At 50.2% G+C, this 26848-nt stretch carries 2 protein-coding genes; both read right to left on the bottom strand.

Translation table 11 applies throughout. The annotated features are described in order from the left end of the window. Positions 1 to 9: 9 nt before the first annotated feature. Positions 10 to 16311, bottom strand: coding sequence for a non-ribosomal peptide synthetase (locus tag G9F50_RS05170; protein ID WP_060561666.1), 16302 nt, complete (start codon positions 16309 to 16311; stop codon positions 10 to 12). Continuing rightward, complete coding sequence (locus G9F50_RS05165; RefSeq protein WP_060561667.1) at positions 16301 to 26836, bottom strand: type I polyketide synthase; 10536 nt, start codon at positions 26834 to 26836, stop codon at positions 16301 to 16303. Before G9F50_RS05165 ends, G9F50_RS05170 begins: the two co-directional genes overlap by 11 nt. Positions 26837 to 26848: the final 12 nt, after the last annotated feature.

The following is a 26848-nucleotide window of genomic DNA, read 5'->3' as shown; positions in this document are numbered from 1 at the left end:
GTCCCCTCCTTAACTCAATTGTTGTACATGTCTTGTTACTTTAGGCTGATAGCTTCGCAGTTTTTGCATCGCCGAGCCGTGATGTTCAGGGTATACTTCTATCATTTCTTCCGGTTTTTCCTCCGGCTCTTCCGCCTGTTTCATCATGACGAACTGATTCAATGGGCCGCCGAGCAATCGTTCAAGCGCCGCCATTGCTTCGGGCGCTTCAATTGATCCGACTCCCGCCTGTTTCATCCGTTCTTGATATTCGGCAGATGATACGATTCCGACACTGCCCCAATAGCTCCAATTCATCACTGCCGCCGAATACGGCCGGACTTGAGCCAAATGAGCGGCAAAGGCATCTTTGAAACTGCACCCGGCAGCATAATTGCTTTGTCCGGCCGCTCGTGCAAATGATTGAACAGATGAGAAGAACAAAGCAAAGTCCAGCGGCTCATTTTGGAACACGCGGGCCATATTCACGCTGACATTGACTTTTGCAGCGAGCACGCTTTTCAAACGGCTTTCCGGCATATTCGCCAGGCTCTGATCCTCTAAAACAATTGCGGAATGGATGATTCCGTTAATTTGCGGGTGCGTGCGTTTAATCGTTTCATACGCCCGTGTGAGCTCATCCGGGTTTGCCGCGTCAGCTTCAATATAAATCGGCGCCGGCCCGAATTGGCTGAGTCTGTCGATTTTTTCCTGGATGGCGCTGTTATGTTTTCGTCTGCCGATCCAAACGACTCGCGCCTGATACGTTTTCACGGCATATTCGCTCCATGCCTCGCCGATGCCCCCCGCGCCGCCGATGACGACATAAACGCCGCCTTTTTGGTAAGCGGTCCGGCTTGACACCGGCTGCTGTACAGGAATAAGGCGCTGTTTGTACCAGTGATTGTTGCGGTACGCCCATGTATTTCCTTGCTCATCAAACGGCGCTGAGAACAGCTCCGCCTTTGAAACATCTTCCGGACATCCGGCATCAATCAGCCGTGTTTGCCAGTTCGGATACTCTTTTGCGAGCGAACCGATCAAACCGTGAATGCCTGCATGAGCCGGATCAATGATGTCCGCCGGCTGTACGGACTGTGTTTTTATTGTGACTGCAGTCAAGCTGATTCGCTTGCCTCCGTATCCTAAAGCAAGCATCGCCTTAATCACTCTGTACATCTGGATGACGCCCGCATCTTGAGCTTTCACCATGTCATCAGCGCTGTGAAAAGGAGCGATCCATACGATATGCCCGAAAGACCCTCTTGCTTTCAGCTCAGCCGCAACAGCCTCTATTTCATCCTCCGGGTTGATATGAAGCCGTTTCGCAGAAGGATGATGCAATTGAAAAGCCGCGCTTTCCTCATCCCCTGCGATAAAGACAACCTCTTCCGTCTTATATGCCGGGCTTTGGTCACGGAATTCCGCAAGATCCCATACCGGAGCCAGAAGGTTTGCTCCATTTAATGATGTTTCCGGCGCCGGGCCTTCCATCATTCTGGAAGAAATCCCTTTAATCCTGACACAGACGCGGCCTGTCTCATCGCATAAGTCAATGTCCAGCCGCTGTATTTTTTCATCCGTTCCCCGGGAGCTGACATACGCCCACATGCTTGTCGTGCACGGGCTGAAAATGTCCAGTTCCTCAAGGGCGAACGGCAGTGACAGCTGGTTATCATCTGCATGCAGCTTCAGTCCGATTGTCGCTTGCAAAGCTGAATCAAGCATACACGGGTGAAGAACGTATTGATCTGCCGTTTCTTCGAGGAAGGAAGGCAGACGGAGCTCAGCTAATGCTTGATTGCTTCCGATATGAATGTGCTGAATTCCTTGTTGTCCGGGACCGTAGTCAATGCCGATTTTGCTGAATAAGCCGTAACACTGTTCAGAAGTCAGCATGCTGCGACCGCATTGAGCTTTCAGTGCGCCTATATCACGGTGCGGAGCCTCACCGGCGCCGAGAATGCCGGCAGCCCCCTGACAGTGTATCTGCCTGCCGCTTGCTTCTGTTTGTGAATCCGTGTAAATGTCATACACGATTTCACCGTTTTCCCTCGGAATCAGGCTGATTTGCGCTTCAATCGGGCGGGTTCCCGCTTCTATCGGCCGAACCCAAACTATGTTTTTCAGACGGATGACAGACGGAACTTCCTTTTGCCCTTTGACTGCCTGAGCAACCGCCGCCCTGGCCATTTCCAAGTAGGCAACGCCCGGCATAACCGGCTTGCCTTTAATAAGATGATCGGTGAAAATCGTCTCTTGTCCCGTAAATTCGGATCGGTACCGCTGCTCTGTTAAATCCGATACATTCTCGTGAAGCAGCGGGTGCAGCACCCGCGACGTCGGCACAGCTTGCGGTTTTTCTGCTTTCGGCCGGTTGTCCGTGATCCAGTACCGCTCTTTCGCAAACGGGTAAGCAGGAAGACTCATCCGTTGGGGCTTGATATCAGAATATAAGCCGTCCCATTTGATATCCGCACCCTGCACCCATAATTCCGCAAGCTTGTCATTCTCCCGGCGGCTTATCAGCTCTTCGATATCCGCTTCGCCGTTTGCGCCTGCCAGAATGGATTTCAGCGGGGTTTTACCCGCTTTTCCTTTATAAATGCCCGCTTTGTCATAACGTCCTTTCGCACAGCTCTTTAGCTTGTCCCGCAGTTCTTCGGCCGAGGAAGCGATAATGGCCGCTCTTTCTTCCATCGCATCACGTCCCTGCTGAAGCGTGTAAGCAACATCGGCAAGATCCGCATCCGTAAAAGAAGCTTGCGCCAGCTGCTGCGCCTGTTCCTGCAGACGTTCTTCTTCTTTGGCCGACAGCACAAAGATTTGAGGGTGTGTGAAAACAGCTGTTTTTCTTTCTTCCTTCGGGATATATTCTTCAATGACGACATGGGCGTTTACGCCGCCGATGCCGAAAGAACTGATTCCCGCACGGCGCGGCAGATGATTGCCGTTTTCGTCTTTCAATGCCGTCCATTCTCTTTTTTCCTGTACGATGTAAAACGGACTGTCTTTCAGCTTGATATACGGGTTGATGACCTCGCTGTGGAGGCTTTTTGCAAGTGTTTTATGCTTCATCTGCATCAGCACTTTGATCACACCCGCGACACCGGCTGCCAGTGACAGGTGGCCGATATTGGTTTTAGCCGATCCCAGACCGCAGTGACTCGCGTAAACGGCGGGATCGCCTGTTTTTTCGTACAGCTTTTGAAAGGCGGATTTCAGGCCGTTGATTTCGACCGGATCGCCAAGCTCCGTTCCGGTTCCGTGCGCTTCTATATAAGTGACGGTTCTCGGATCAATGCCTGCTTTGTCATAAGCCGTTCTGACGACTTCCGCCTGGGCTTTCGGATTCGGTGTCGTCAAGGAGTTCGCGCGTCCGCCGTGGTTGACCGCGCTGCCTTTAATGACGCCGTAGATATGATCGCCCGCTTTTTCCGCTTCTGACAGCTTTTTCAAAAACAGAATTCCGGCACCTTCACTGACGGCAAATCCGTCCGCCCTGTCGGAGAACGTTTTGCATTTCCCTTCTTTGCTCAGCGCACCCGCTTTGTCATAAGCGATGTGGCCTTGCGGTGTGACGACGGTATTCACGCCGCCGGCGATCGCCATCTCGCAGTTCCCGTTTTCAATGGCGCATACGGCGTGATGAATCGCGACCAGCGAGCTGGAACAAGCCGTGTCGATCGGTTCACTCGGCCCGTGCAGATTGAGCATATAGCTGACGCGGTTCGGCCCTGCTGACGGACTCATATTTGCGGCTGACGCACCGCCGATATCCAGGTCGGAAAACAGTGAGCCGTATCCGGTATTCCCCGTGCCGATATACAGGCCTGTTTTCGTGCCGGAAAGGCTTTTAGCGGAATATCCCGCATCTTCTATCGCCTTCCACGCATACATCATTAACAAGCGCTGCTGGGGATCCATCTGTTCGGCTTCCAGCGGTGAAATTCCGAAGAACAGCGGATCAAATTCCGCAACTCCGTCAATAAATCCGCCCCACTTTACATTTGTTTTGTTGGCTTCGTTAAGCGGGTCACCGTAATACTCCCGCCAGTCCCAGCGATCCGCCGGCACCTCTGTTATACAATCTTTTCCCTCTTCTAAATTGCGCCAATACTCATCAATATTTGCGGCCTTCGGAAACACTCCGCTCATGCCGACAATGGCGATCGGTTCCGGTTTATGTTCAGCCGCAGTCTGAACAGGCTGTACGGCTGCTTTTGCAAATCGTTTGTTCCCTGCCAGTCTGATGCCGCCATCATCTGTTACACCGCTTTTCTTTTCTTCTTTCGGCTGTGTGCTGCCTGCAAATTGTGTTTGATAGTCTTCTGCTAAATGATGCGCCAAGGCTTGAATCGTCGCATATTCAAAAAATACGGTCGGTGTGAGATCAAGCTGATAAGTGTCATTCAGCTTGTTGGCGAATTCCGTTAGCGTAATGGAATCAAATCCGTATTGATTGAACTCCAATTCGATATCGATTTCTTCAATGTTTATTTTCAGAAGCCCGGAAACCTCTTTTGCCAGCAATTCCTGAAGTTTTGCCGTCAGGTCTTTCGGCGCAGGCGTTTCATCTGTTTTCTTAACCGGTGCAAAAGCGGCTGCAGGAGTCTTTTGAAGCAGCTTTTCCCGCATTACGGTGCGGTTTCCTTCCATGACGAGCACGCTTGTTTTTCCCGTGCTCCATGCTTTGTAAAGAGCTTCTATTCCGGTCTCAGTGCGCATCGGCGTTACGCCGGTTCTTTTTTCGGTGAGCTTCGCCATTTCTTCATTGACTTGCATTCCGCCGTTTTTCCAAAGCGGCCAATTGACCGACAATGTGTGACCGTGGCGGTACATTGCGGTAACCAGTGCGTTGCGGTATGCCGCATAGCCGTCCATAAATGCGTTTGCCGCCGCATAATCCGCCTGTCCCGCATTCCCGGTGACGCCGGAAATGGATGAGAAAACGATGAAAAAGTCCAGCGCTAAATGCTCGGTTGCTTCATCAAGGTTGACAAATCCGTCCGTTTTAGGAGCCAATACACTGTAAAACTCTTCGGTTGTTTTCTTTGCGATATATTGATCTTTCATCACACCCGCGCTATGAATGATGCCGTGAAGGCCGCCATATTCCGTCTCAATTGTTTTGACCAGGTCTGCCGCAGTTTGAGCGTTTGTTACGTCAGCCTGCTTGTATTCCGCTTTTGCTCCGAGTGATTCAAGCGATTGCAGCTGCATCCGCTGATTCTCGCTTAATGCGGAACGGCCTGTCAAAACCAGTGTCGGCTCTTTGACTTTGCGGGCGATTTCTTTCGCGAAAATAAAGCCTAAGCCCCCGGCTCCTCCGGTAATGAGATATATGCCTCCGTCGTTCCACGGAATGCGTATTTTGCCGCCGGACACGGCCGTTTCTTTGACATCTGCGCTGTATCGGATGCCGTTTTCATATTTGATATGGCTGTCATCAGCCCGTGTTTTATTTTCTCTGATGATGTCTGTGATTCTGCCGTTTTCCGCCGGTTCTATTTCAATCAGCTGGGTTTTCAGTTTTTTATGTTCCAGGCCGGCTGTTTTTAACAAAGCTGAAATGCCTGAGAGCAGCTGATGCTTATCTGTTTTAGAGAGAACCGTCTGGATGAGGACGTCTCCATCCGTCTCTTCCTGCAGCAGTTTTTGCAGCGTCTCCAATATCCGTCCTGTATAATCACGGAAGCGCGCCGCCGCTTTCCCGTGCCGGGAGGTCATTTCAATACATTCAGCTCCCGCGGCTTCAACGGCTTGTTTCAATCCGGCGTCTGTGTCACAAAGCAACACGATATGCCGGGCAAAAACCGGTTCCGTTTGAACGGCGGTTTCATCGCTTCGGGTCCATACCGGCTCAAGCATGAGCGTTTCCCGAGCTTTTTCTTTTTTCTCAGGTTCTTTTTCAGCCGTTCTGAATGACAAACCTTTCAGCCTTACGCAAACCTTGCCGTTTTCATCACAAATATCAAGATCGCGTTTTTCAATCTGGCCGGCTTTGTGGTCTTCAGAAAGTCTGGCGTAAACCCACATCTCGGCAGCGCATGCGCTGAATACTTCAAGCTCCTGAACCGCAAACGGAAGCATCAGTTTTTCATCATTTGTTCCGGTTAATATGCTTGATGCCTGCAATGCAGAGTCCATTAAGCCCGGATGCATGACATACTCCTCTACCGTGTCCGCACAAGCCGCATCAAGTGACAGTCTGCCCAATACGAAATCATCACCTGTATAAATCGCTTTGACACCCCGGAAAGCCGGGCCGTAATCAAAACCGATTTTGCGGTACATATCGTACACTTCATCTGCAGAAAACGGTGTCTCGGCGGATTGTGATCTCAGCTTTTGGAGATCAATGACCGGAGCCTCGGCGTCAGGGCGGACTGATACTGCCCCTTGGCTGTAAACGGACGGCTGATCTGTTTCCCGGCCGCTGTAAATGTCGAATTGAACGTCATTTGCCGTTTCAGGAATGAGACGGATGTTGACATGAACCGGCTCGTCTTCAATGGTGATCGGCCGCACCCAAACCGTATTCTTAAGCTTGACGCTTCCTTGTCCGGCCGGAACTTCAGATGCCTGTTCCATTGCTGCGCGCGCCATTTCAAGATGTGCCACTCCCGGTAAAATCGGTACGCCTTTTACAACATGGTCCGCAAGGTAAAATTCTTTTCCTGTATAGATTGAACTGAACCGCTGTTCTGCAAGGTTTGAAGTATTTCTGTGCAGAAGCGGATGAAGCGCGTCTTGTTTTCCGGCAGATACAGTGCTTGTTTTTTCGTGTTTTCCGGTGCTTTTTGCCGCCCAATAGCGGTCTTTTGCAAAAGGATACGATGGCAGGCTCATGCGTTTAGGCGGCCGGTCTCCATACAGCTTCGCCCAATCGACGTTCAGCCCTTTGACCCATAATTCAAGCAGCTTCGCGTATTTGCCGCGTGCCATCCATTTTTCAACGGCTTCTTGAATTTCTTCATCTTCCGTCAGCATTTGCAGCGTGCCTTTGTCTATTCTTCCTCTGTACAAGTCCGCGTGCTTATCTCCAGTGATAAACTGTGACAGTTTTTCCTGCAGTTCTTCTGCAGATCCGGCAATAACCGCCAGGCGTTCTTCCATGGCGTCCCTTCCGATTTGGAGGGTATATGCCATAGAAACGAGGGAGGATTGATCGTACCATTTTTCAGTAAGCGCGCGTTTCAGCTGTTTTGCCTGCTCTTTCAGGCGTTTTTCATTTTTGGCGGACAGAACGAAAAGACATGGGTCGATATGAAAATCATCTGCTTCCTCTCTGTCTTCTGGAATGTATTCTTCGATGACGACGTGGGCATTTACGCCTCCGATGCCGAATGAGCTGATGCCCGCGCGGCGCGGCTGTTCGTTTCCGCGTTCGTCCGTCTGCGTCTTCCATTCCATCGTCTCCCGCACCAGATAAAACGGGCTGTCTTCAAGCTGAATGTACGGATTTACCGTCTCACAGTGGAGACTTTTTACTAGTGTCCGATGCTTCATCTGCAGCAAAATTTTAATAATGCCCGCTGCTCCCGCGGCAAGGGATAAATGGCCGATATTCGTTTTGACCGACCCTAAGCCGCAATAGCCGGCCGCTTTCTCTTTTCCGTCTGCAAACGAGCTGAACGCTTGTTTCAGTCCGTTAACTTCAACGGGATCTCCCAGTTCTGTTCCGGTGCCGTGCGCTTCGATATAAGAGACTGTTTTCGGATCAATGCCCGCTTTTTTGTATGCGGCTTTAATGACTTCCGCCTGTTGTTTCGGGTTAGGCGTTGTTAAAGATGCCGCGCGGCCGCCGTGATTCACCGCGCTTCCTTTAATGACGCCGTAAATATGGTCCCCATCCGCCTCAGCGGCTTTCAGCTTTTTGAGGAAAAAGAGACCGGCTCCTTCACCATGGGCAAAACCGTCAGCCTGATCAGAGAACGTTTTGCATCTTCCTTCTTTACTCAGCGCGCCCGCTTTATCAAAGCTGATATACACATCCGGAAGAACAATCGTATTGATTCCTCCCGCCAAAGCCATGTCGCACGTTCCTTCTTCAATTGAAGAAACGGCATGGTGTATGGCAACGAGCGAGCTTGAGCAGGCGGTATCAATCGGTTCGCTCGGCCCGTGCAGATTGAGCGTATAGCTGACACGGTTCGGTCCGACAGACGGACTTGTATTCGCCGCGGATGACCCTTCAATCGCCGCATCGGTATTGGCTAAAAGAGAACCGTAGCCGGTATTTCCGGTCCCGATAAACACACCTGTTTTTGTGCCTGAGAGACTCTTTGACGCATACCCGGCATCTTCGATCGCTTTCCACGCGTACGTCAGCAAGAGGCGCTGCTGAGGGTCCATTTGCTCCGCTTCCCGGGGTGAAATCCCGAAAAATAACGGATCAAATTCAGCAATTCCGTCAATAAACCCGCCTTGGTTGACGTTTGTTTTATTGGCTTCTTTTGCGGGATCCCCGTAATAGTCCCGCCAGTCCCAGCGGTCTTTCGGAATCTCGGTCATGCAGTCTTTGCCTTCTTTCAGGTTCTGCCAGAAAGCTTCAATGTCTTCTGCCATCGGGAAAATCCCGCTGATGCCTACGATTGCGATCGGTTCCGGCCCTTGGCCCCGCTGCACTGTCTGCGGAAGTGTCTCAGGCAGAGTGCGGCGTCGCTTAACGGCCGGGCGCGTGATTTGAGTCTCTTTTACCGGTCTTGCCGATTGAACCGTTTTTGTATTTACCGCAAACCGTCCGGCAAATTCCTCTTCGTATTCACTGATTAAATGAACGGCAAATTCATGGATTGTCGGATGATCAAAGAAAATCGTCGGCGTTAACGTAAGCCGGCACGTTTTGTTTAACTGGTTCGTAAACTCAGTCATCGAGATAGAATCCAGCCCGTATTTTGTCATTTCTTCATGAGGATCAATTTTGTCAATGTTTACTTTTAACAGTGAGGCCGTCTGCTGTTTTAACAGATGCTTCACTTTTTCAAGCAGGCTGTCAGCATCAATGTCATGACGTACGCCGGTCTCTGCTTCCGGATGATCATTCTCTTTGCGGAACAGTTTTGCTTTCATGTGTTTCACATCTCCTTCAACAACCGTCATCCGGGCTGTCCCGCTCATCAAGCCTTGATATAAAGCCTTGATGCCGACATCTGTGCCGAGCGGTGCGATTCCCGCCTCCTGCATCAGCATATCTTCCGTCTGCTTTCCTGCCTGCATTCCGCCTTCTTTCCATAACGGCCAGCTGACAGAAAGCGTCTTTCCGTATCTTTGTCCTGCGGCTTGTAAAGAACGGCGGTACTCGGCATACATCTCCATAAAGACATTTGCAGACGCATAATCAGCCTGGCCGACGCTTCCAAGCACACCTGATAAGGATGAAAAGACAATAAAGACATCTAATTTCTCATGTTGTGACGCTTCATCAAGATACACAAGGCCCTTCACTTTCGGAGCGAGAACGTGTTGGTATTCCTCTGCCGTCTTCTTCACCATGTAGTTGTCTTTTATAATGCCGGCACTGTGAACAATCCCGTCCAGCCTGCCATGCCGTTTGCGGATATTGCGGATCAATCGGTATACTTCTGCTTCGTCCGTGACATCGGTCTGCTCGTAGAAAACAGAAGCGCCGGCAGCACGTACTGTTTCCAGCATGTCTTTCTGCTTTTCTCTGAGAGCGGACCGGCCGGTTAGTATGATGACGGCATCTTTTGTACAGTTTGCGATCTCTTTTGCAAAGATCAGACCTAAACCTCCCGCACCTCCTGTAATGAGATAAACGCCTTCGTCTTTCCACGGAATGTCCGGCTCCGCTTGAGAAATCTCCATCTCTTCCCAATCAGCGGCAAAGCGCTTGCCGTTTTCATATTTCACATGGACGCTTTCGGCATGCATACGGTTTTCGGACGCTTTTTCCGCTATGCCTTCAGCACTTTCTTTCTCCTCGGCTTCGATCATTTGACAAATCAGCTTGGAATGTTCAAGGCATGCGGTTTTGAAGAGGCCGGTAATGCCTGAGAACACCCGCTGTAAGCCTGCTGACCGCGTAACAGCCTGAAAAAGAACGCGGCCCTTCGGCTTGCTTTTCATTATGGTTTTGATATGGTCAAACAGCTGGCCCGCATAAGAATGATACCGCTCTGCAATAGATGCGGGACTATCGTCCAAGATAATGACGCTTGCATGTTCAAGCTTTGCTTCGACAGCTTGTTTTACGGCTTCATCGTACTCACAAAGAAAAATGATATGCTCTTCATACGTTGGCTCGTGGTCCGCCGGTTCCGTCTGCTCTTTCCAGATCGGTTCAGCGAGCAATGTGTCCGTACGGCTGACCGAAACGCCAGCACCCGCGTTTTCTTCCATGATCCGTGTTGAGAAACCTCTCATCCGCACACAAAGCCCGCCGTTATTGTCATATAAATCAATATCGGCTTTTTGGATAGGATCGCCGGCTTTATTGTTCGCACTGAATGTGACGTGCACCCACATATCATCAGCGCACGGATTCAGAACGTCCAGCTCCTCTAAAGCAAACGGCAATGCGGCTTTGAATGGTTCCCCGCTTTCTGCAAGCAGCGCTCTCGTCACGTTTTGCAAATATTCGGCGGCCTGAAGCGCACCGTCCATCATACTCGGATGAAGGATATAATCAGCTTTTGTATGAGAGACGGATTCAGGAAGCTTCAATTTAGCAAGCAGCCGGTCTTCGCCTTTGTATACAAGCTGCACCCCTTTGTAACCCGGCCCGTAATCAGCACCGATCATTCCTTTGTAAAACGCTTGAGATTCGATTGTTCCCTGCGTGCATCGGCGCTTCAGCTGCTCAATATCCGCCGCTTCCTCCGGTTCCTTCCGGATGATTTCAGCGATGCCCTGATTATAAAGAGGAGCTTCTTCACCGATAGAATCGTTACCCCCGTACATTCTGTATTGAATCTGTCCGTCCTCTTCTTCATAAAGTCCGATATGGACACGGACAGCCTCCTGATCGGCTATCACCGGACGGACCCATACAATATTCTTTAAGCGCAGGCCCAGAGATTCCTCTGTTGCCCCGCCGATGCTTTTCTCCGCCGCGGCCCGTGCCATCTCAAGGGTAACGGCAGCCGGCACGATCGCCATTCCTTTAATGATATGCTCGGCAATAAAATACTCTTTTCCCGTGAATTCCGAACTGAACCGCTGTTCCTGCAAGACGGATGTATTCTGATGTACCAGCGGATGCAAAAGCTTGGTATCCGTTTGCTTCACCGTTTCTTCCGGCCAGAAGCGCTCCTCTGCGAACGGGTAGGTCGGCGCACTGATTCTTTGCGGCGCGGAATCCGGATACAATAAGCCCCAATCGACACGCGCTCCTTCAACCCAGAGCGCCGCGAGTGCTTTCAGCTTTTCATCCCGTGTCTGACATGCCGCAAGCTCTTCCATCTCCTGAGCTGACACTTCTCTGCTTCTCACTTTTTCGCCCCGTAAGATGTTTTGGTCATTGCCGTTGATAAAATCCTGCAGCTGACGCTTCAAATCGTGACGATCATGACTGATAAAAACGGCTCTCTCTTCCATCGCTTCACGTCCGGTCTGATACGTATATGCCAGATCATGCAAGGAAACATCGTTTTCGGCTTCATCCAGAAAGCCGGATAAACAGGATGCATAGGCAGTAAGACGCTGCTTATTTCTCGCGGACAGCGGAACGATATAAGGCGGCTGTCCGTCATTTGATCCGCTGATCGTTTTGTTTTCATACTGTTCAAAAATGGCGTGTGCGTTTGTTCCTCCGAGTCCGAATGAGCTTAACGCTGCGCGGTGCGGCGTCTCTCTCTCCGGAAGCGGTTTTCTCTTATCCGCCACATAAAACGGCGAACCGCTGAATTTGATATTCGGATTCGGTGACGTGTAATTAATGGTAGGCGCCAGCTCCCGATGATATAAACTCATGGCGACTTTGATGCACCCGGCCAGACCTGCTGCTGTATCCAAATGTCCGATATTCGTTTTTACGGAGCCGATCCCGCAATACTGCTCCCGGTCCGTGTAACGTTTATACACTTGCTGCAGCGCGGACATTTCAATCGGATCACCCAATGTCGTTCCTGTGCCGTGCGCTTCGATATAGGAAATCGTCTCCGGGTGAATATTCGTGCTGTCTAAAACATGCTGGATGACGTCAGTCTGACCTTTTACACTCGGTGCGTAAAAACCGACTTTATCCGCTCCGTCATTGTTCAGACCGATGCCTCTGAGCATGGCGTATATGTGATCTCCGTCCTGAACAGCTTGTGACGCCTTTTTCAGCAGAATGACGGCCGCTCCTTCTCCGCCCGCCATACCGTCGGCTGAAGCATCAAATGCTTTGACATGCCCATCGCTTGAAAAATTCAATCCGTTTTGGTGCACATAGCCGATGCCGGTCGCTGCATGCAGAGTTGCTCCGCCGACGAGCGCGTATTCCGATTCTCCGCTCGTTATGCTTCTATAGGCTGAATAAAGACCGACTAATGATGATGAGCAATTGGAATGAACGAAATAGCTTGGCCCTTTTAATCCGAGCTTATGGGAAACCATCGTCGGAATCGTGCCGCTCTGCGCTAACACCCATGACACATAGCCGTCGGGAGATTCATGGCCTTCTGTCGTTTTTTCCGGCAAAAGCGACCGATACGAATTATTGCTTGCCGACATATAAACGCTTGTCTTCGGAATCTCTTTCGATACATATCCCGCGTCCTCGACGGCTTTCCAAGAATGAAGCAGCAGAAGCCGAAGCTGAGGATCCATAAATTCTGCGTCTTTCGGAGAAATGTGAAAGAACTCAGGGTCAAAGAGATCTTTTCCTTCTATCGTCGATAATGCCGGCACATAGTCGGGATTTTCGATCAAATCTTCAGGCACGCCGGCTTCCCGAAGTTCTTCTTCCGAGTAGAACCGGACGCTTTCCTTTCCTTCTCTTAACTGCTTCCAAAACTCATGATGATTTTTCGCGCCGGGGAACTGGCAGGAAATCCCCACTATTGCCACACTGTCATCAAAGTAAGACGGCACCCCGTTTTGCGGTGTTTGTTCTCTTTCTCTCTCATCTTGGCAGGACGCCACTGATTCAGCCGCCTGTTTTGTTTCAACAATAAATCGGCTGATCGCCTGAATGGTAGAGTGTTCGAATAAATCCGTGACGGTAAAATCGCATTCAAGCTCCTGTTTAATGCGTTCTGCCGCCGCAACAGCCAGAAGCGAGTCGCCTCCCACATCGAAAAAGCCGTCTTCGATTTTGATGCCCGCCGTATTCAGCAGGTCTTCCCATATTGCGGTCACTTTTGCTTCCGCTTCTGATAACGGCAGTCTGCCCGTCTTTTCAGACCGGTGAACGATTACCTTGCGCTGTTTTAGGTCTTTGCGGTTCACTTTTCCGCTCGGTGTTAACGGCAGTGCATCCAGGCGGATAAAATGGGCAGGCGCCATATAATCCGGCAGGCTTGATAAAAGATGGTTGCGGAGCGCTTTTTCATCTGCCGTATGACCGGAGCGGGCCGTATAATAAGCAATCAGCTTTTTATGTCCGTTCTTTTCCTGAACCACAACCGCCTGGTCAAGGATATCTGGATGTTCGCTCAATTTCGTTTCAATCGCTCCCAATTCGATGCGGAAGCCGCGAATTTTCACCTGACTGTCAATCCGGCCGGCATATTCTATATTTCCGTCAGGCAGCCATCTGGCCAAATCACCTGTTTTGTAAAGTTTTTCTCCTTCACTAAACGGATTATCAATAAATGATGCCGCCGTCAGCTCAGGCTGATTGTAATAGCCTCTGGCCAGACCGGCGCCGGCTACGCAAAGCTCGCCGGCCACACCGTCAGGGACGGGGCTGAGCTTTTCATCGACGATATAAAGCCGCGTATTGTGAATCGGTTTCCCGATCGGCGTATTCCTGCTTGTGATTTCCTTTTGGCCGCAGCTGTAGTAAGCGGCATAAATGGATGTTTCCGTCGGGCCGTATATGTTTTCAATTCTGGCATGTTTGAAGATGGAAACTGACTTTTTAACTAAATCTTTCGGAAACGCCTCACCGGCCACCATCACATATTTCACAGGGCCGTCTTCTGTAAATGCCGTATGCCGCTTTACCGTTTCCAGAAATACATTAAACACGGCGGGCGCAAAATTCAGATGCGTGACCTGGTGGGTTTGGATATATTCCATGCAAAGCTGCGGATTTTTTTCTGCACCAGGCGGCAAAATGACAAGCCGTCCGTTTCCAATAAACCAGCCGAATAATTCAGAAATCGAAACGTCAAATACGTAATTCGTTTTTAACAAATAGGCATCCTCTTGTGCGACCGGATACTCATCTTCCAAAAACTGCAGCGTATTCATGATGGCCCTGTGCTCAACCATGACGCCTTTCGGTTTTCCCGTGCTTCCGGACGTATATAGAATATAAGCGAGATGATGCGGTTTTGAACGCGGCGTCAGTTTTATCCCGCTCGCAGAACGTCCGCTGCTTTCAATTTCCACCGTGCTTACACTGCCGATGGCCAACTGTTCAATCATGCCGCGCGTCTTTTCCTGCGTTAATACGATTGACACGCCGCTGTCAGTCAACACGTGGGCCATCCGTTCGTTTGGAAAAGCCGGGTCCAGCGGTACATACGCGCCTCCCGCTTTTAAAATGGCGAGGATGCCGATGACCATCTCAAAAGAACGCTCCGTACAAATGCCGACCGGGCATTCCGGTGTGACGCCCTTTTCTTGCAGGTACACAGCGAGCGCCGTGCTTCGTTCATCTAATTCGCGATATGTAAGACTGTTTTCACCGAATGTGACGGCTTCTCTGTCAGGGTGGCGTCCGGCTTTTTCCGCAAACACTTCATGAATGCAGCGCTCATTCGGCTGATGGGATGAACGGCTTTCATCCCGTTTTTGATTGAGCAGGCCGGAACAGGCTTCAAAAGCGATCTCCGGATCAGAAAGCACCTTTTCTGCCAGTTTCATATAATGCTCCGCCATTCGTTCGATGAAAGAAGGGCTGTAGACATCCGGGTTGTACAGAAATTGCAGGACGGTTCCCGTTTCTTTTTTATAGACTTCAAGCGCAAGCTCAAATTCGCCTTCCTGATGAATGTCTTCTATCATTTCAATGCCGAGTGATTGATATAGTTCCGCCAGCTTTTCCGCTCCTTCTGTCCGGAAGAAGTTTTGATAGAAAAACGCGGTTTGAAAAACAGGCGACACCGCAGGCGAGCGTTCCGTCTTCAATTCTTTGACAAGCGCGGGAAACGGATACGCGGCATGGTCCAGCCCTTCTGCCAGTGTCAGCTGCAGCTCCTTCAAAAACGCCGTAAAAGATTTAGCGCCCGTCTCCCTGCTTCTGACCGCGATCATATTAATAAAGTATCCGATGACAGACTCAAATTGAGCCTCAGAACGCCCCATCGTCGGCATGCCGACGATGACATCTTCCTGATTCGTATATTGATAGAGCAGTCCTTTGAAAATAGCGAGATACACAACGGATTCATTGACATTATTTTTTTTGGCGCAAACTTTAATCTGCCGGTTCAGTTCATCAGGAAGCAAGCGCTGATACGCCTGCCCTTTGCAAGTTTGAACCGATGATCTCGGATAATCCGACGGAAGCTCAAGCACCGGCAGCGGTCCTTCCAGCTGCTTTTTCCAATAAGAGAGATGCGTTTTTCCCGCTTCGCTTTCCAGCAGCTCTTTTTCCCATTTCACAAAGTCATGATAATCTGCGGCCTGCTGAAGCATGACAGGTTCTTTGCCTTCACTTGCTTTTACATAAGCGTCCAGCAGCGCCGACATAAACGTCATAAGAGAGACGCCGTCAAAAATGATATGGTGAATGGTGATTAACACAATCGGCTCCCGCTTCGCCCGCCGGAATACTTGAACACGCAGGAGCGGCCCGGTTTCAAGCGCGAACGGTTCTTTTGCTTTTTCTTTAATAAACGAAAGAGCGTCACGCCCGCTTAATTCAGAAAGATCCATTTCTTCAATCGGAAAATGCCGATCCGTATCTTCTATCTGATACGGAAGGCCGTTTTCCTCTTTTATCACACTGGTCAAAATAGGGTGCTGGCGCTGCACGGACAAAAGGGCGTTTTTGAATGTCTCGATATCCAGCTTTTGAAAACGAAAGCATAACGGAATGTTATATGCGCTCATCTCCGGAAACATTTTCTGAAGCATCCACAAACCTTTCTGGCCTTCAGAAAGCGGACGTTTTGCAGTTGTCCGCTTGAAAGCCTGAAGCTTTTGTTCTACTTCAGCGATGGTGAGCGTTCCTGATCTGTAGGCATCGAGAAGTTCTTTATGATTCATAGGTCTTACTCCCTTCTATGATGTCTTGCACTCTTTTAAAATCTAATGTCCCCTCAGAGACCTGTTTCATCATGGCGATGATCTCCTGATCCGTATACTCCTTGTTATCCGGAGCGGCGGCTTCTGTTTCGGTTTCTTCCGTTCGGTAAAACGTTTCGATCGTTTCTTTATGTTCTGTCAGGTAATAGCTGATGACGTCTCCGAGCGTGGCATAGCTGTAAAATAACGCCGGAGTGACTTCAATGCCGTAATGACTCGTCAAAAGAGCGGCAAATTTGGCTAAATAGATGGAATCAAATCCGAATTCCGCCCAGTTTTTATGCAGGACGAGTTTATCTTTGGATATTTTCAGCAGACTGTGTATCAGCTCTTTCAAATCCGCTTCGAGCCGTTTTTCTGCGCTTTCTTCCGGGATGCGGCGGCTCACGGTTTCCAAAAGCGCATCCGGTTTTGATGAATCGTCCCGCCGTATGCCTAAAAATCGTTCGGCACGGCTTCTTTCGCCGGCAATGACAAGGCACTGGGTGTTGTCTTGAGAAATGATGCGCTCAAAAAGCTCAATGCCTTCATCTGTTTCTAACAGGCGCTGGCCGCTTGATTTCAGGTACATGCCCGTCGTCTCTTCACCGCCGACGGCCATTCCGCCGTTTTTCCAGACCGGCCAGTTGATGACAAAAGCGTTTCCGCTTTCTGATTGTTCGTTTTTATAGTAGGCATACGCCATTTGGAACCTGTTCGCGACCGCATAATCACAGCAGCCGAAATCTCCTAAAACAGCCGATGTGGATGAAAAGTAGCAGATGAAATCCGGCGTTTCGTTTTTCAGCCACTCGTCAAGAAGCAGGCTTCCGTTTATTTTCGGTTCAAGCGTACTGCGGAAATTCCCGATTTCATTTTCAAAGACGGATGTTCTGCTTTCGATGCCCGCCGCATGAATGACGCCGTGAATGGCTCCGAATCGTTCTTTCGCGCGCTTGATGCAGTCGCCCATTCCGATCGGATCACAAACATCGGCTTCGGCGTAAAGAACACCCGCGCCGAGATTTTCCAGGTCTTTCATTTTTTCTTTCTTTTCTTCATTGATCGGCGACCGCCCCGTGAGAATGACATTTGCCTGGTAGTTCCGGGCGAGATGGCGGGCAAATAAGTAGCCGAGCCCTCCTAATCCGCCTGTAATGAGATATGTTCCGCCGGTTCTGATCCTGCCGTTTTCTTTCGTTAGTCCGGTTGGTTCGGTGTGATAGACATATCGTTTTCCCTTTTCCAAGAAAACGGTATGGTCTGTTTCAGCTTTCAGCTCGTCCCAAATGGTTCTCATCCAGTCCGTTATGGCCGCTCCGGCTTTTCTGAAGTGGCCGGTAACACTTGTTTTCGGGAGAACAATGCCGAGCGAACGCTCAAAGCCGATCCATGATTCCAAGTAGCACCTTTCCAGACCGGATGCATATTCCCCCGCCAATAACAGCCTTTCCGGCTGCAGAACGGTCTCAGCCATTGCTTTGAGAATATGGACGATACATGAATAATCTTCGATGCAGCTTTTATCTTCAAGCGCCCATAAATACAAAATGGCAGAAGCTTCACCGTACTCTTTTTGAATATCCGCAAAAGCGTTCACATATGATTGCGGATCTTCCCGCACCACTTGGCAGCGGCCGGCGGACAGAGCCTCATACCGGTCTCCCTGAGCGATAAAAATAACGTCAATGCCACTGTCATACGATTTGATCACAGAGACGGCTTCCTGCTGCTTCTTCTGATCAGATAAGAAAGAAATCACCGTTTTGACTTGCTTTTCTCCGGCAGCCGGCAGAGCCTGTTCTTTAAGAACTTCTCTAAAAGCCATCACTTCAAATTGTTCCGCCGGATCATTTTCATCAGCCGGCGCCTTAACGGACGCGGCCTTGCTTTGTACAGGCTGCTGATGCCAGAAGCGTTCTTTCGCAAACGGATAAGCAGGCAGGCTGATGCGGGCCGGAGGACGGTCTCCGTATAATTTCGCCCAATCGATGTCCAATCCTTTTACCCAAAGCTCAAGCAGCTTAGAATATTTCCGTTTGCTGATCCAAGCGTCTATGATTGTTTCCATATCATCATCCGCCGAAAATACGGCAAGCATCCGTTTGTTTTCTTCCGTGCCGTCACGGTGCAGTCCGGCGCTGTTTTGTCCGGCGATAAATCCATTCAGTTTTTCCTCAAGTTCATGAAGTGAATGGACGATAAAACCGAGACGCTCTTCCATCGGCACCCGGCCCGTCTGAAGAGTAAAGGCTATGCTCATAAGGTCGCGGCCGCTGTATCTTTTTTCACGGATGGCGTCTCTGAGCTGTTTTGCTTTTTCAGTGAGCCGTTCGCTGTTTTTCGCGGACAGGACGATGATGGCGGGCTGATCTGCCGGCGTCTCATCAGGTTCTTTGTCTGCCGTATATTCTTCTATGACGAGGTGGGCGTTTGCTCCTCCCGCGCCGAAGCTGCTTAACCCCGCCCTTCTCGGAAGCTCTTGGCCGCCGATGACGGGACGTTTCCACTCACCGAGCTCCTGCTGAACGGCAAACGGCGTATACGCGAAATCAATATTCGGATTCAGCTGTTCCGCGTGCAGGGACGGCGCAATTTGGCGGTCTTTGAGCTGGAATAGTATTTTTGTCAGACCCGCAATGCCCGCGGCGCTTTCACAATGGCCGATATTTGATTTTGCGGAGCCGATGGCGCAAAACTGTTTATCTGTTGTATCCTCTTCAAATGCTTTCGTTAATCCGGCGATTTCAATCGGATCTCCTAATGCGGTCCCCGTACCGTGGGCTTCAATATAACTGACGGTGCGCGCCGGGACGTTTGCCCTTTCGAAAGCTTCTTTTATTAAGGCGGCCTGCGCATTCGGATTCGGAACGGTGTATCCGTTCGTTTTGCCTCCGCTGTTAATGGTGCTTCCTTTAATCACACCGTAAATGTGATCGTTATCGGCAATCGCCCGGTCTAACGGCTTTAACACGACCGCGCCTACCCCTTCCCCGTCTACAAAACCATCCGCGCGGTCTCCGAACGATTTGCACGTGTCGCCTGCGGAAAGCATGTTCATGACTGACAGATTCATATAATGGATCGGGTCGGTCACTATGTTTACGCCCCCGGCAATCGCGCATTCGCTTGAACCGCTGTATATGCTCTCAAGCGCCAGATGAATGGCAGTCAAAGAAGAGGAGCAGGCTGTATCAACGGCAATGCTCGGCCCTTGGAAATCAAAAAGGTAAGATACCCTGTTGGCAATGGACCAATAGCCGTAGCCTGTCGGGTAGTTTTTGTTCATCGCGCCGGCAAAAACACCGATTTTTCTGCTTTGGCACAGGTTGTCAGGCGTATAGCCGGCATCCTCGATACTCGCATACGCCGTTTCTAAAAATAATCGCTCCTGCGGGTCCATTCGCTCCGCTTCCAAAGGAGAAATCTGAAAGAACAGCGGATCAAACTTGTCCATATCCTCAATGAAGCCGCCCCATTTCGTATAAATAGAGCCTTCTTTACCTTTCTCTTCATCGTAGTAATCCTGCCAGTTCCAGCGTTCCCGCGGGATTTCTTCTATGCAGTTTTTTCCTTTTTTAATATTAGCCCAAAGCTCAGCCGCTGTTTTTGCCTGCGGATAGCGTCCTGAAACACCGATGATGGCCACGTCGCGAACCGAACTTTGCCGGACGGTCTCTTTGGCTGCCCGTTTTTCCCTCCGCCGCCAGTCAGTGCGAAGCGGCTTAGCAGGCTGTACAGCCTGCGGTGCTGGTGATGCCTTCCGTTCTTCCTGAACAGGCGTTTGTCCCGTCAGTTTGATCATCGCGTCTTTTTTCGTTTTGATTAAGTGAGCGACGAGCGCCTCAATCGTCTGATATTCAAAAAATAAAGTGCTGCTGACTTGGTCCAATACATTTCGTAACGCGTTTGTCAGCTGTACGACGACGATAGAATCAATTCCGTATTTTTCAAGCGGCGCTTTCGGATCAATTTGAGCCGGCGGAATTTTTAATGTTTCTCCGATTAACGTTTTCAAGTACTCGGTGCTTTTTTCTGTTAAAGACGTGTCGCCTTTTTGCACCGTTGTTTGCGCCTGAAGTTCCGGCGCATGTGCTGCTTTTGGCGGAGCGGTCCGTTTTCCGGCCCCTGCTTTAAGCGTTTTTTGGCGAATAATGCCGTTGCTTTTTGCCGCTATAATCTGATGGCTTAATTCATGTGCCGCTTCTGCCGGGAAAAAGACAGAATGCCAGCCTTCACTTTCTAACACGCATTTCCAGCTTTCTGGATACAAGCCCGGGCACCCCGGAATACGAAGGGCAGAATCTTCATGCAGCCACCAGCCTTCAAGCAGTCCGAAAGTAATATGCGGGAACAGGCTGTTTCCCGCCATTTCATTTAAGAGCAGCAAACCGTTGTCTTTTAAAACGGCTTTGGCGTTTCTCAGCGTCTGGCGGATGTCTTTCGTCGCGTGGAGCACATTGGCCGCAACGACGATGTCGTATGCGCCCGGCTCTATGTCCTGGCCGGCAAGCGGCGCTTCTGCGTTAAAAAGCTTATACGTCAGATAAGGATTCCGTTTGCCGTATTCCGTCTCCGCATGCACGAGAAAAGCTTTCGATACATCGGTGTAACAGTATTCTTTTATATGGTTTTGATACGGCCTAAGCTTTTCAAATATGCCTGCGCTTGTGCCGCCTGTGCCCGCTCCGATTTCCAGGATGCGGATCTCGGCTTTTGAATGTTTGCTGATGTTTTCTTTCACATAAGCAGTTAATGTATCTGACAGGGCGCTGTTAAAGTAATCCGCGACTTGATTGTGCTTATAAATTCCTTCAACAAGTTCCATTGAAGAGTGCGGGAACATGATATCTGTCGCCGGCACGTCTTCGCGCAGAATGTCCGGCAGTGCTTTAAGCATCGTCTCGGCTAAAACAGTCATCGCTTTTGTATCGGCGTTATTGAGCCATTCCTCTTTTTCCCGCTCCCATTTTTGCCATAGCGCGGCGGTTGTGTTTTCGGCTCGCGCCGACAGTTTATATGAATCCGCATTCCCTTCCAGATAGCCATGTTCCAGAAGGAAAGCGATCGTTTGATTGAGCCATTTTTTAAAGTATTCATGTTCGGGCTCATACGCTTTAAGGCTTTGCGGCGTCAGCAAGTCTGCTTCTTTAAGCTGGGCGATCAACAGCTGATACAGAAAATCATCGAGCTCCTGATGTTCAGCCTCTCTAACAAGACGTGCGCCGGGCGGAGCGACCTTCGGCTGTTGTGAAAAGACAAGCGGCTGAGGCGGATAAACGGAAATCTTTTCTCTTTCATTCATCCCTTCGACTGCGACCGGTTTTGTCGTATGAATGAAAGCCGCCTGATCAACCGGCAGCGTCATAAGGGTTTCAAGCGCATCCATTGCAGCGTCCGGTTCGATCAATCCCAATCCGATCTGATCCATCAGCTGAATAAAATCCCCGTCTTCAGCCGCTTCGCTGTTGCCCCAATAGCCCCAATTCATCACTTTGACCGGACAATTCCATGTCTGATCAAGTTCCTTCGCAAATGCGTCACTGAAAGCGCATCCCGCGGCATAATGGCTTTGTTTCACGTTATGGATAAATGCCACAAGCGAGGAGAAGAAGAGCGCAAAGTCAAGCGGCTCCCGTCCAAATACCTCCGCCATGGACACACTTACATCGGCTTTTGCCCGCAGCACCGATTTGAACTCTTCTGTCTTCATATTATTTAAGCTTTGCTCAGACAGATCCATTGCCGAGTGGATGATTCCGTTTATTTTTGTGTGGCGCTCTTTTATGAACTGATAAGCCCTCTCTAAGGAAGCACTGTCGGCGGCATCGGCGGAAACATATTCAGGCGCCGGGCCGAATGCGCTGAGCCGGTCGAGTTTCGCCTGTATGGAATCATTCAGTGTGCTTCTTCCGATCCAAATGATGCGTGCTTTGTAGCGGCGGATCATGTATTCACTCCATGCCTCGCCAAGATACCCCGCGCCTCCGATCACGGCATAAACCCCGCCTGTTTGGTACAGCGTGCCGTTTTTCGGCATATTGTCAAGCGGTATCAGCTGCCGCTCAAACAGCTGCTGATTGCGGTACGCCCAAATTTGACCGTTTTTCCCGGCAGAAAGACTGAGCGCCTCTTCGATCGGCCAGCTGCCGTCCGTTTCTGTGTCAATCATGCGGATATGCCAATGCGGATATTCTTTCGCCATTGTTCCGGCAAGTCCGCTGACTGCGGCTTGTGACGGGTCGGCGCTGTCTTGATCCGAAAACGGCTGGGCATTTGCTGTGACGATGCACCAGTCCAAACGTTTTTCTCCGTACCCTAAGGCAAGTAATGCTTTCATCAGCTTGAACACATGAAGAACGTTTCTTTCCTGTTCCTTGAGGCTGTCCGCACTCTCAGCCTGCGGAGCAAGCCAAATGATTTGCTCCAGTTCTTTTTGTCCTTCAAGCATGTGCGTAAGAGATGTGATATCATCCGTACCTCTGATCGGATAATAGGAAGCGTTCGGCAGATGTTCTTTTATGCGCGTATGTCTCGAATCCGTTCCGCCGAATACTGCCGTCTGCTTATCCGCCGCTGCTTCCCCGGCTTTTTCAAGCGCAACAGGCTCCCAAGCCGGAATCAGCATCGTATGGCCGACAGGCGCCTCCGAGGTTTCTCCGCCCGCTGTTTGGCTTGTGTCAAGCGCCCGGACGGACGCGCCTTTCATCCGGACATAAACTGTACCGGCATCATCGCACATATCAATGTCAAATTTTCTTACGTTGTCATCTGCTTTGCTGCCTTCTGTGTACCGGATATATGACCAGATATGTTCAGGACACGGCCCGAACACTTCCACTTCCTGCATCGCAAACGGCAAAGAAAGCTCGTGGCTGTCTGCATCGTCATGTATCGATCGGACAAGCAGACCGACGGAAGCGTGAAAAGCGGCGTCCATCATACTCGGGTGAAGCGTATACTGTTCTTTTTTGTCATGTACGGCAGCTGGGAGTGAAATACGGGCCAATAATCGGTCTTCTCCGAGCAGCAATTGCTGTACGCCCCTGTATGCCTCTCCGTAATCCAAACCGATCTTCTCAAAAGCACCGTAACATTCTTCCGCAGTCACGATTCCTAAATTGCAGGAAGTTTTGACAGACTCGATATCAATCTGGGCGCTTCCCGGTTCGGTAATGACCGCTTCACCCTGGCTGTGAATAACCGGATCTTCGCCGTTTTCTGCCTCACTGTATATTTCATAGGTAATCTCACCATTATCTTCTGGGTAAAGGGCAATATGTATTTCCTTCGGTTTGTCTTCAATCATGACCGGCCGGACCCAAACAACCTGTCTGAGTGTGACGCTATGGTCTTTTTCCGTCACGGCAGCAGCCTTTTTGACCGCCTCTGCGGCCATTTCCAAATAGGCGACGCCCGGCAGTATTTTTTGTCCGTTGACGACATGGTCAGATAGGAAAAATTCATCTCCCGTAAAAAGAGACGTGAAGCGCTGCTGCGAAAAATCTGACGTATTTTCTTGTAAAAGCGGATGCAGCACTGTGCCTGACAGGCTTTTCTCCTGTTTTTTCTGCTGCGGAATCCAATAGCGTTCTTTTGCAAACGGATAAGTCGGAACGCTTGTTTTACGCGGTTTACCCGAAGCGTACAGCTTATTCCAATCTATTATTTTCCCTTCTGCCCATAACGCGGCAAGCCGTTTCGGATCGTCCGTCTCGGGAGCGGCTTCGCTCATCTCCGGCAGCTCAGCTTGTCCGCGCCATAAACCGGGGATGTTTTCGTTTCCTTTTACGAAATCATTCAGCTTTTCTTTCAAATCGCGGGTGTCATTTACAAGGAAGACAGCTCTCTCCTCCATTGCTTCACGTCCTGTCTGAAGAGTATAAGCCAGTTCAGACAGCACCGTCTTTTCTGAAAGCGATCGGGCTAGTTTTTCCGCATAGGCCAGAAGCCTGTCTTTATTTCTTGCTGACAGCGGGATGAGTTTTGCTGCATCGTTCTCAGGTGCAGGCGCTTTTTGTTCAGGCTGAATGTATTCTTCTAAAATGATATGGGCATTCGAACCTGATGCACCGAAGGAACTGAGCCCGGCCCTGCGCGGATAATGTGTGACTTTACCGTTTTCTTCAGCTGACGGCTGCTTCCACGGAGCAGTCTGCTGCTGTACGTAAAAAGGAGATTCCTCAAATTTCAGGTAAGGATTTAATTCCGCAGAATGCAGTGATTTGACAAGCGTTTTGTGATGAAGCTGCAGCGCCGCTTTTGTTAACCCGCTGATCCCCGCCGCTGATTCTGCGTGACCGATATTTGATTTGACCGAACCGATGGAACAAAATTGCTGATCCTGCGTCCCTTGACTGAACGCTTTTGACAGACCTTCAATTTCAATCGGGTCTCCTAACGAAGTACCCGTGCCATGGGCTTCCACATAACTGACGGTCCGCGGGCTGATACCTGCTTTTTTCAGACAGGCCTTAATGACTTCTGCCTGTGCAGCAGGACTCGGGACGGTAATTCCGCTTACTTTTCCGACGTGGTTAACGGCGCTTCCTTTAATGACCGCGTAAATGCGGTCGCCGTTTTGTTCGGCTTTTTCCAGCGGCTTGAGCAATACAGCACCGACTCCTTCTCCGGAAACGTAGCCGTCCCCGCCCTCGCCGAATGTACGGCAGCGGCCGTCACTTGAGTGCATGCCCACGCTTCCGTAGCTGAGATATTTCGCCGGGTGCAGCGACAAGTTCACCCCTCCCGCAAGCGCGGCCTCACATTCGCCGCGGCGGATGCTTTCAATGGCCAGATGAACGGCGGTCAATGATGAGGAACAAACGGTATCCACCGCGATGCTCGGCCCGTGGAAGTCACAATAATAGGACACTCTGTTGGCGATCTGCGCATAATTCAGTGAAACCGGAAAAGGATCAGTTTCAGATAATTGTTCTGCGCCGATTAAGGAATAATCTTTATGCATCACCCCTGCAAATACGCCGATCGGATGCTGTTTCTCCCCTTTATTCCCCAGCGTTTCAGGCGTATACCCCGCATCTTCAATCGTTTCCCAGCATGTTTCTAAAAACAAGCGCTCCTGCGGGTCCATCGTTTCCGCCTCACGCGGTGAGATTCTGAAAAACTGCGGATCGAAGCAGTCGGCATCGTCAATGAAACCGCCCCATTTTGATACTGTTTTTCCAGACGGGGATGTTACGTTTTTATATGTTTTCCAATCCCATCGGGACTTCGGAACTTCAGTGATGCAATCCGTGCCTGCCTTCAGGTTTTCCCAAAACTCCGCCACACTTTTCGCTTTCGGATAGCGGCCGGCCATTCCGATAATCGCGATGTCTCCGGTGTTTTTATGATGTTCTGGCGCGTCCGGCGCTTCAGCTTCAGACCGTGATGGTTCGGCTGCACGTTCCGCACATTCAAATGAAACGGTCTTTTTCAAAAAGGCTGCGAGTTCTTTTATATTTGTATATTCAAAGAGAAGAGTGGGCGCGAGGTCCGCACCCGTCTTTTTACTGATATCTTGTACAATCTCAAGCAAAGAAGATGAATCCAGCCCAAGCTCATAGTAGCCTGCAAGAACGTCCAGCGTCTCCCAGGGCTGCCCAAGCTTATCAGCCAAAAGCTTCTTTAAAAACAGAATGATGTCTTTTTCATCTGTGCTTTCCGGCTCAGTTGCAGCCTGTTGATTCTGTTCGGCTGTATTCTCGTCTTCTTCAAGCCGAACCGCTTTTCCCGTAATGTTTTTAAGCTCCGCCACCTTCTGTCCGGATCGGCTGAAATACTCGATCGTCATCGTTGTGAGTTCTTTTTCCTGACGGACGCCGGAAGCGGCGATACGCGCCGTGCACTCTGATTGGAGCCTGTCGGCGGCCGTGAACGATTCATAATATAAAGGCAGATGAAGCCGGTTTGTTTCAGAAAGCAAACCGCTCCCCCCGATTCCGCTCGCATCCAAAAGGGCCGGATGGAATAAAAAGAAATCTTTTCCTTCTTCGCAAGAAAGCTCAGCCAGCATGCCGTCTTCTGTTTCGTACAATCGTCCGTTCGATTTCATCATGCCGGAATGAACCAAGTCATGATCCAGGCTGCGGTTATACATGTCATCAAGATTCAGAGATCTGACTGACTGCTTCACATCGCTGAAATCAATGGTTTCGTCAAATGTCACAGCGTCTCTTTTCACCATTTCAGCCGTCGCATATTGTATATCGTCTGACAGCTCGTCACCCTGCTGTTTCTGCCCCGAAAGGGAGATGAGCCACTTTCCATCTCCGGTTTCAGAACATTGAATGGTCAGAATGATTGCAGCCGTTTCACTGACGGTTAAAGGCTGATAAATCGTAACGTGCTTCAATTCGAGCTCATTGTATACATAACCGTGTTCCTGAAAAACCTGATAAATCAAATCGATATAAGCAAGACCGGGCAATACCGCTTCACCAAAGACCTTATGGCCCTTCATGATGGGATGATCCAGTGAGATATTGATTTTTTCCGATATCATTCCTTCCCACTC

The sequence above is a fragment of the Bacillus sp. EKM206B genome (assembly GCF_011066015.1).
Lineage (GTDB): Bacteria > Bacillota > Bacilli > Bacillales > Bacillaceae > Bacillus > Bacillus velezensis.
Note: the sequence above shows the minus strand (reverse complement) of the source record. Positions and strands in the feature narration are given on the sequence as shown.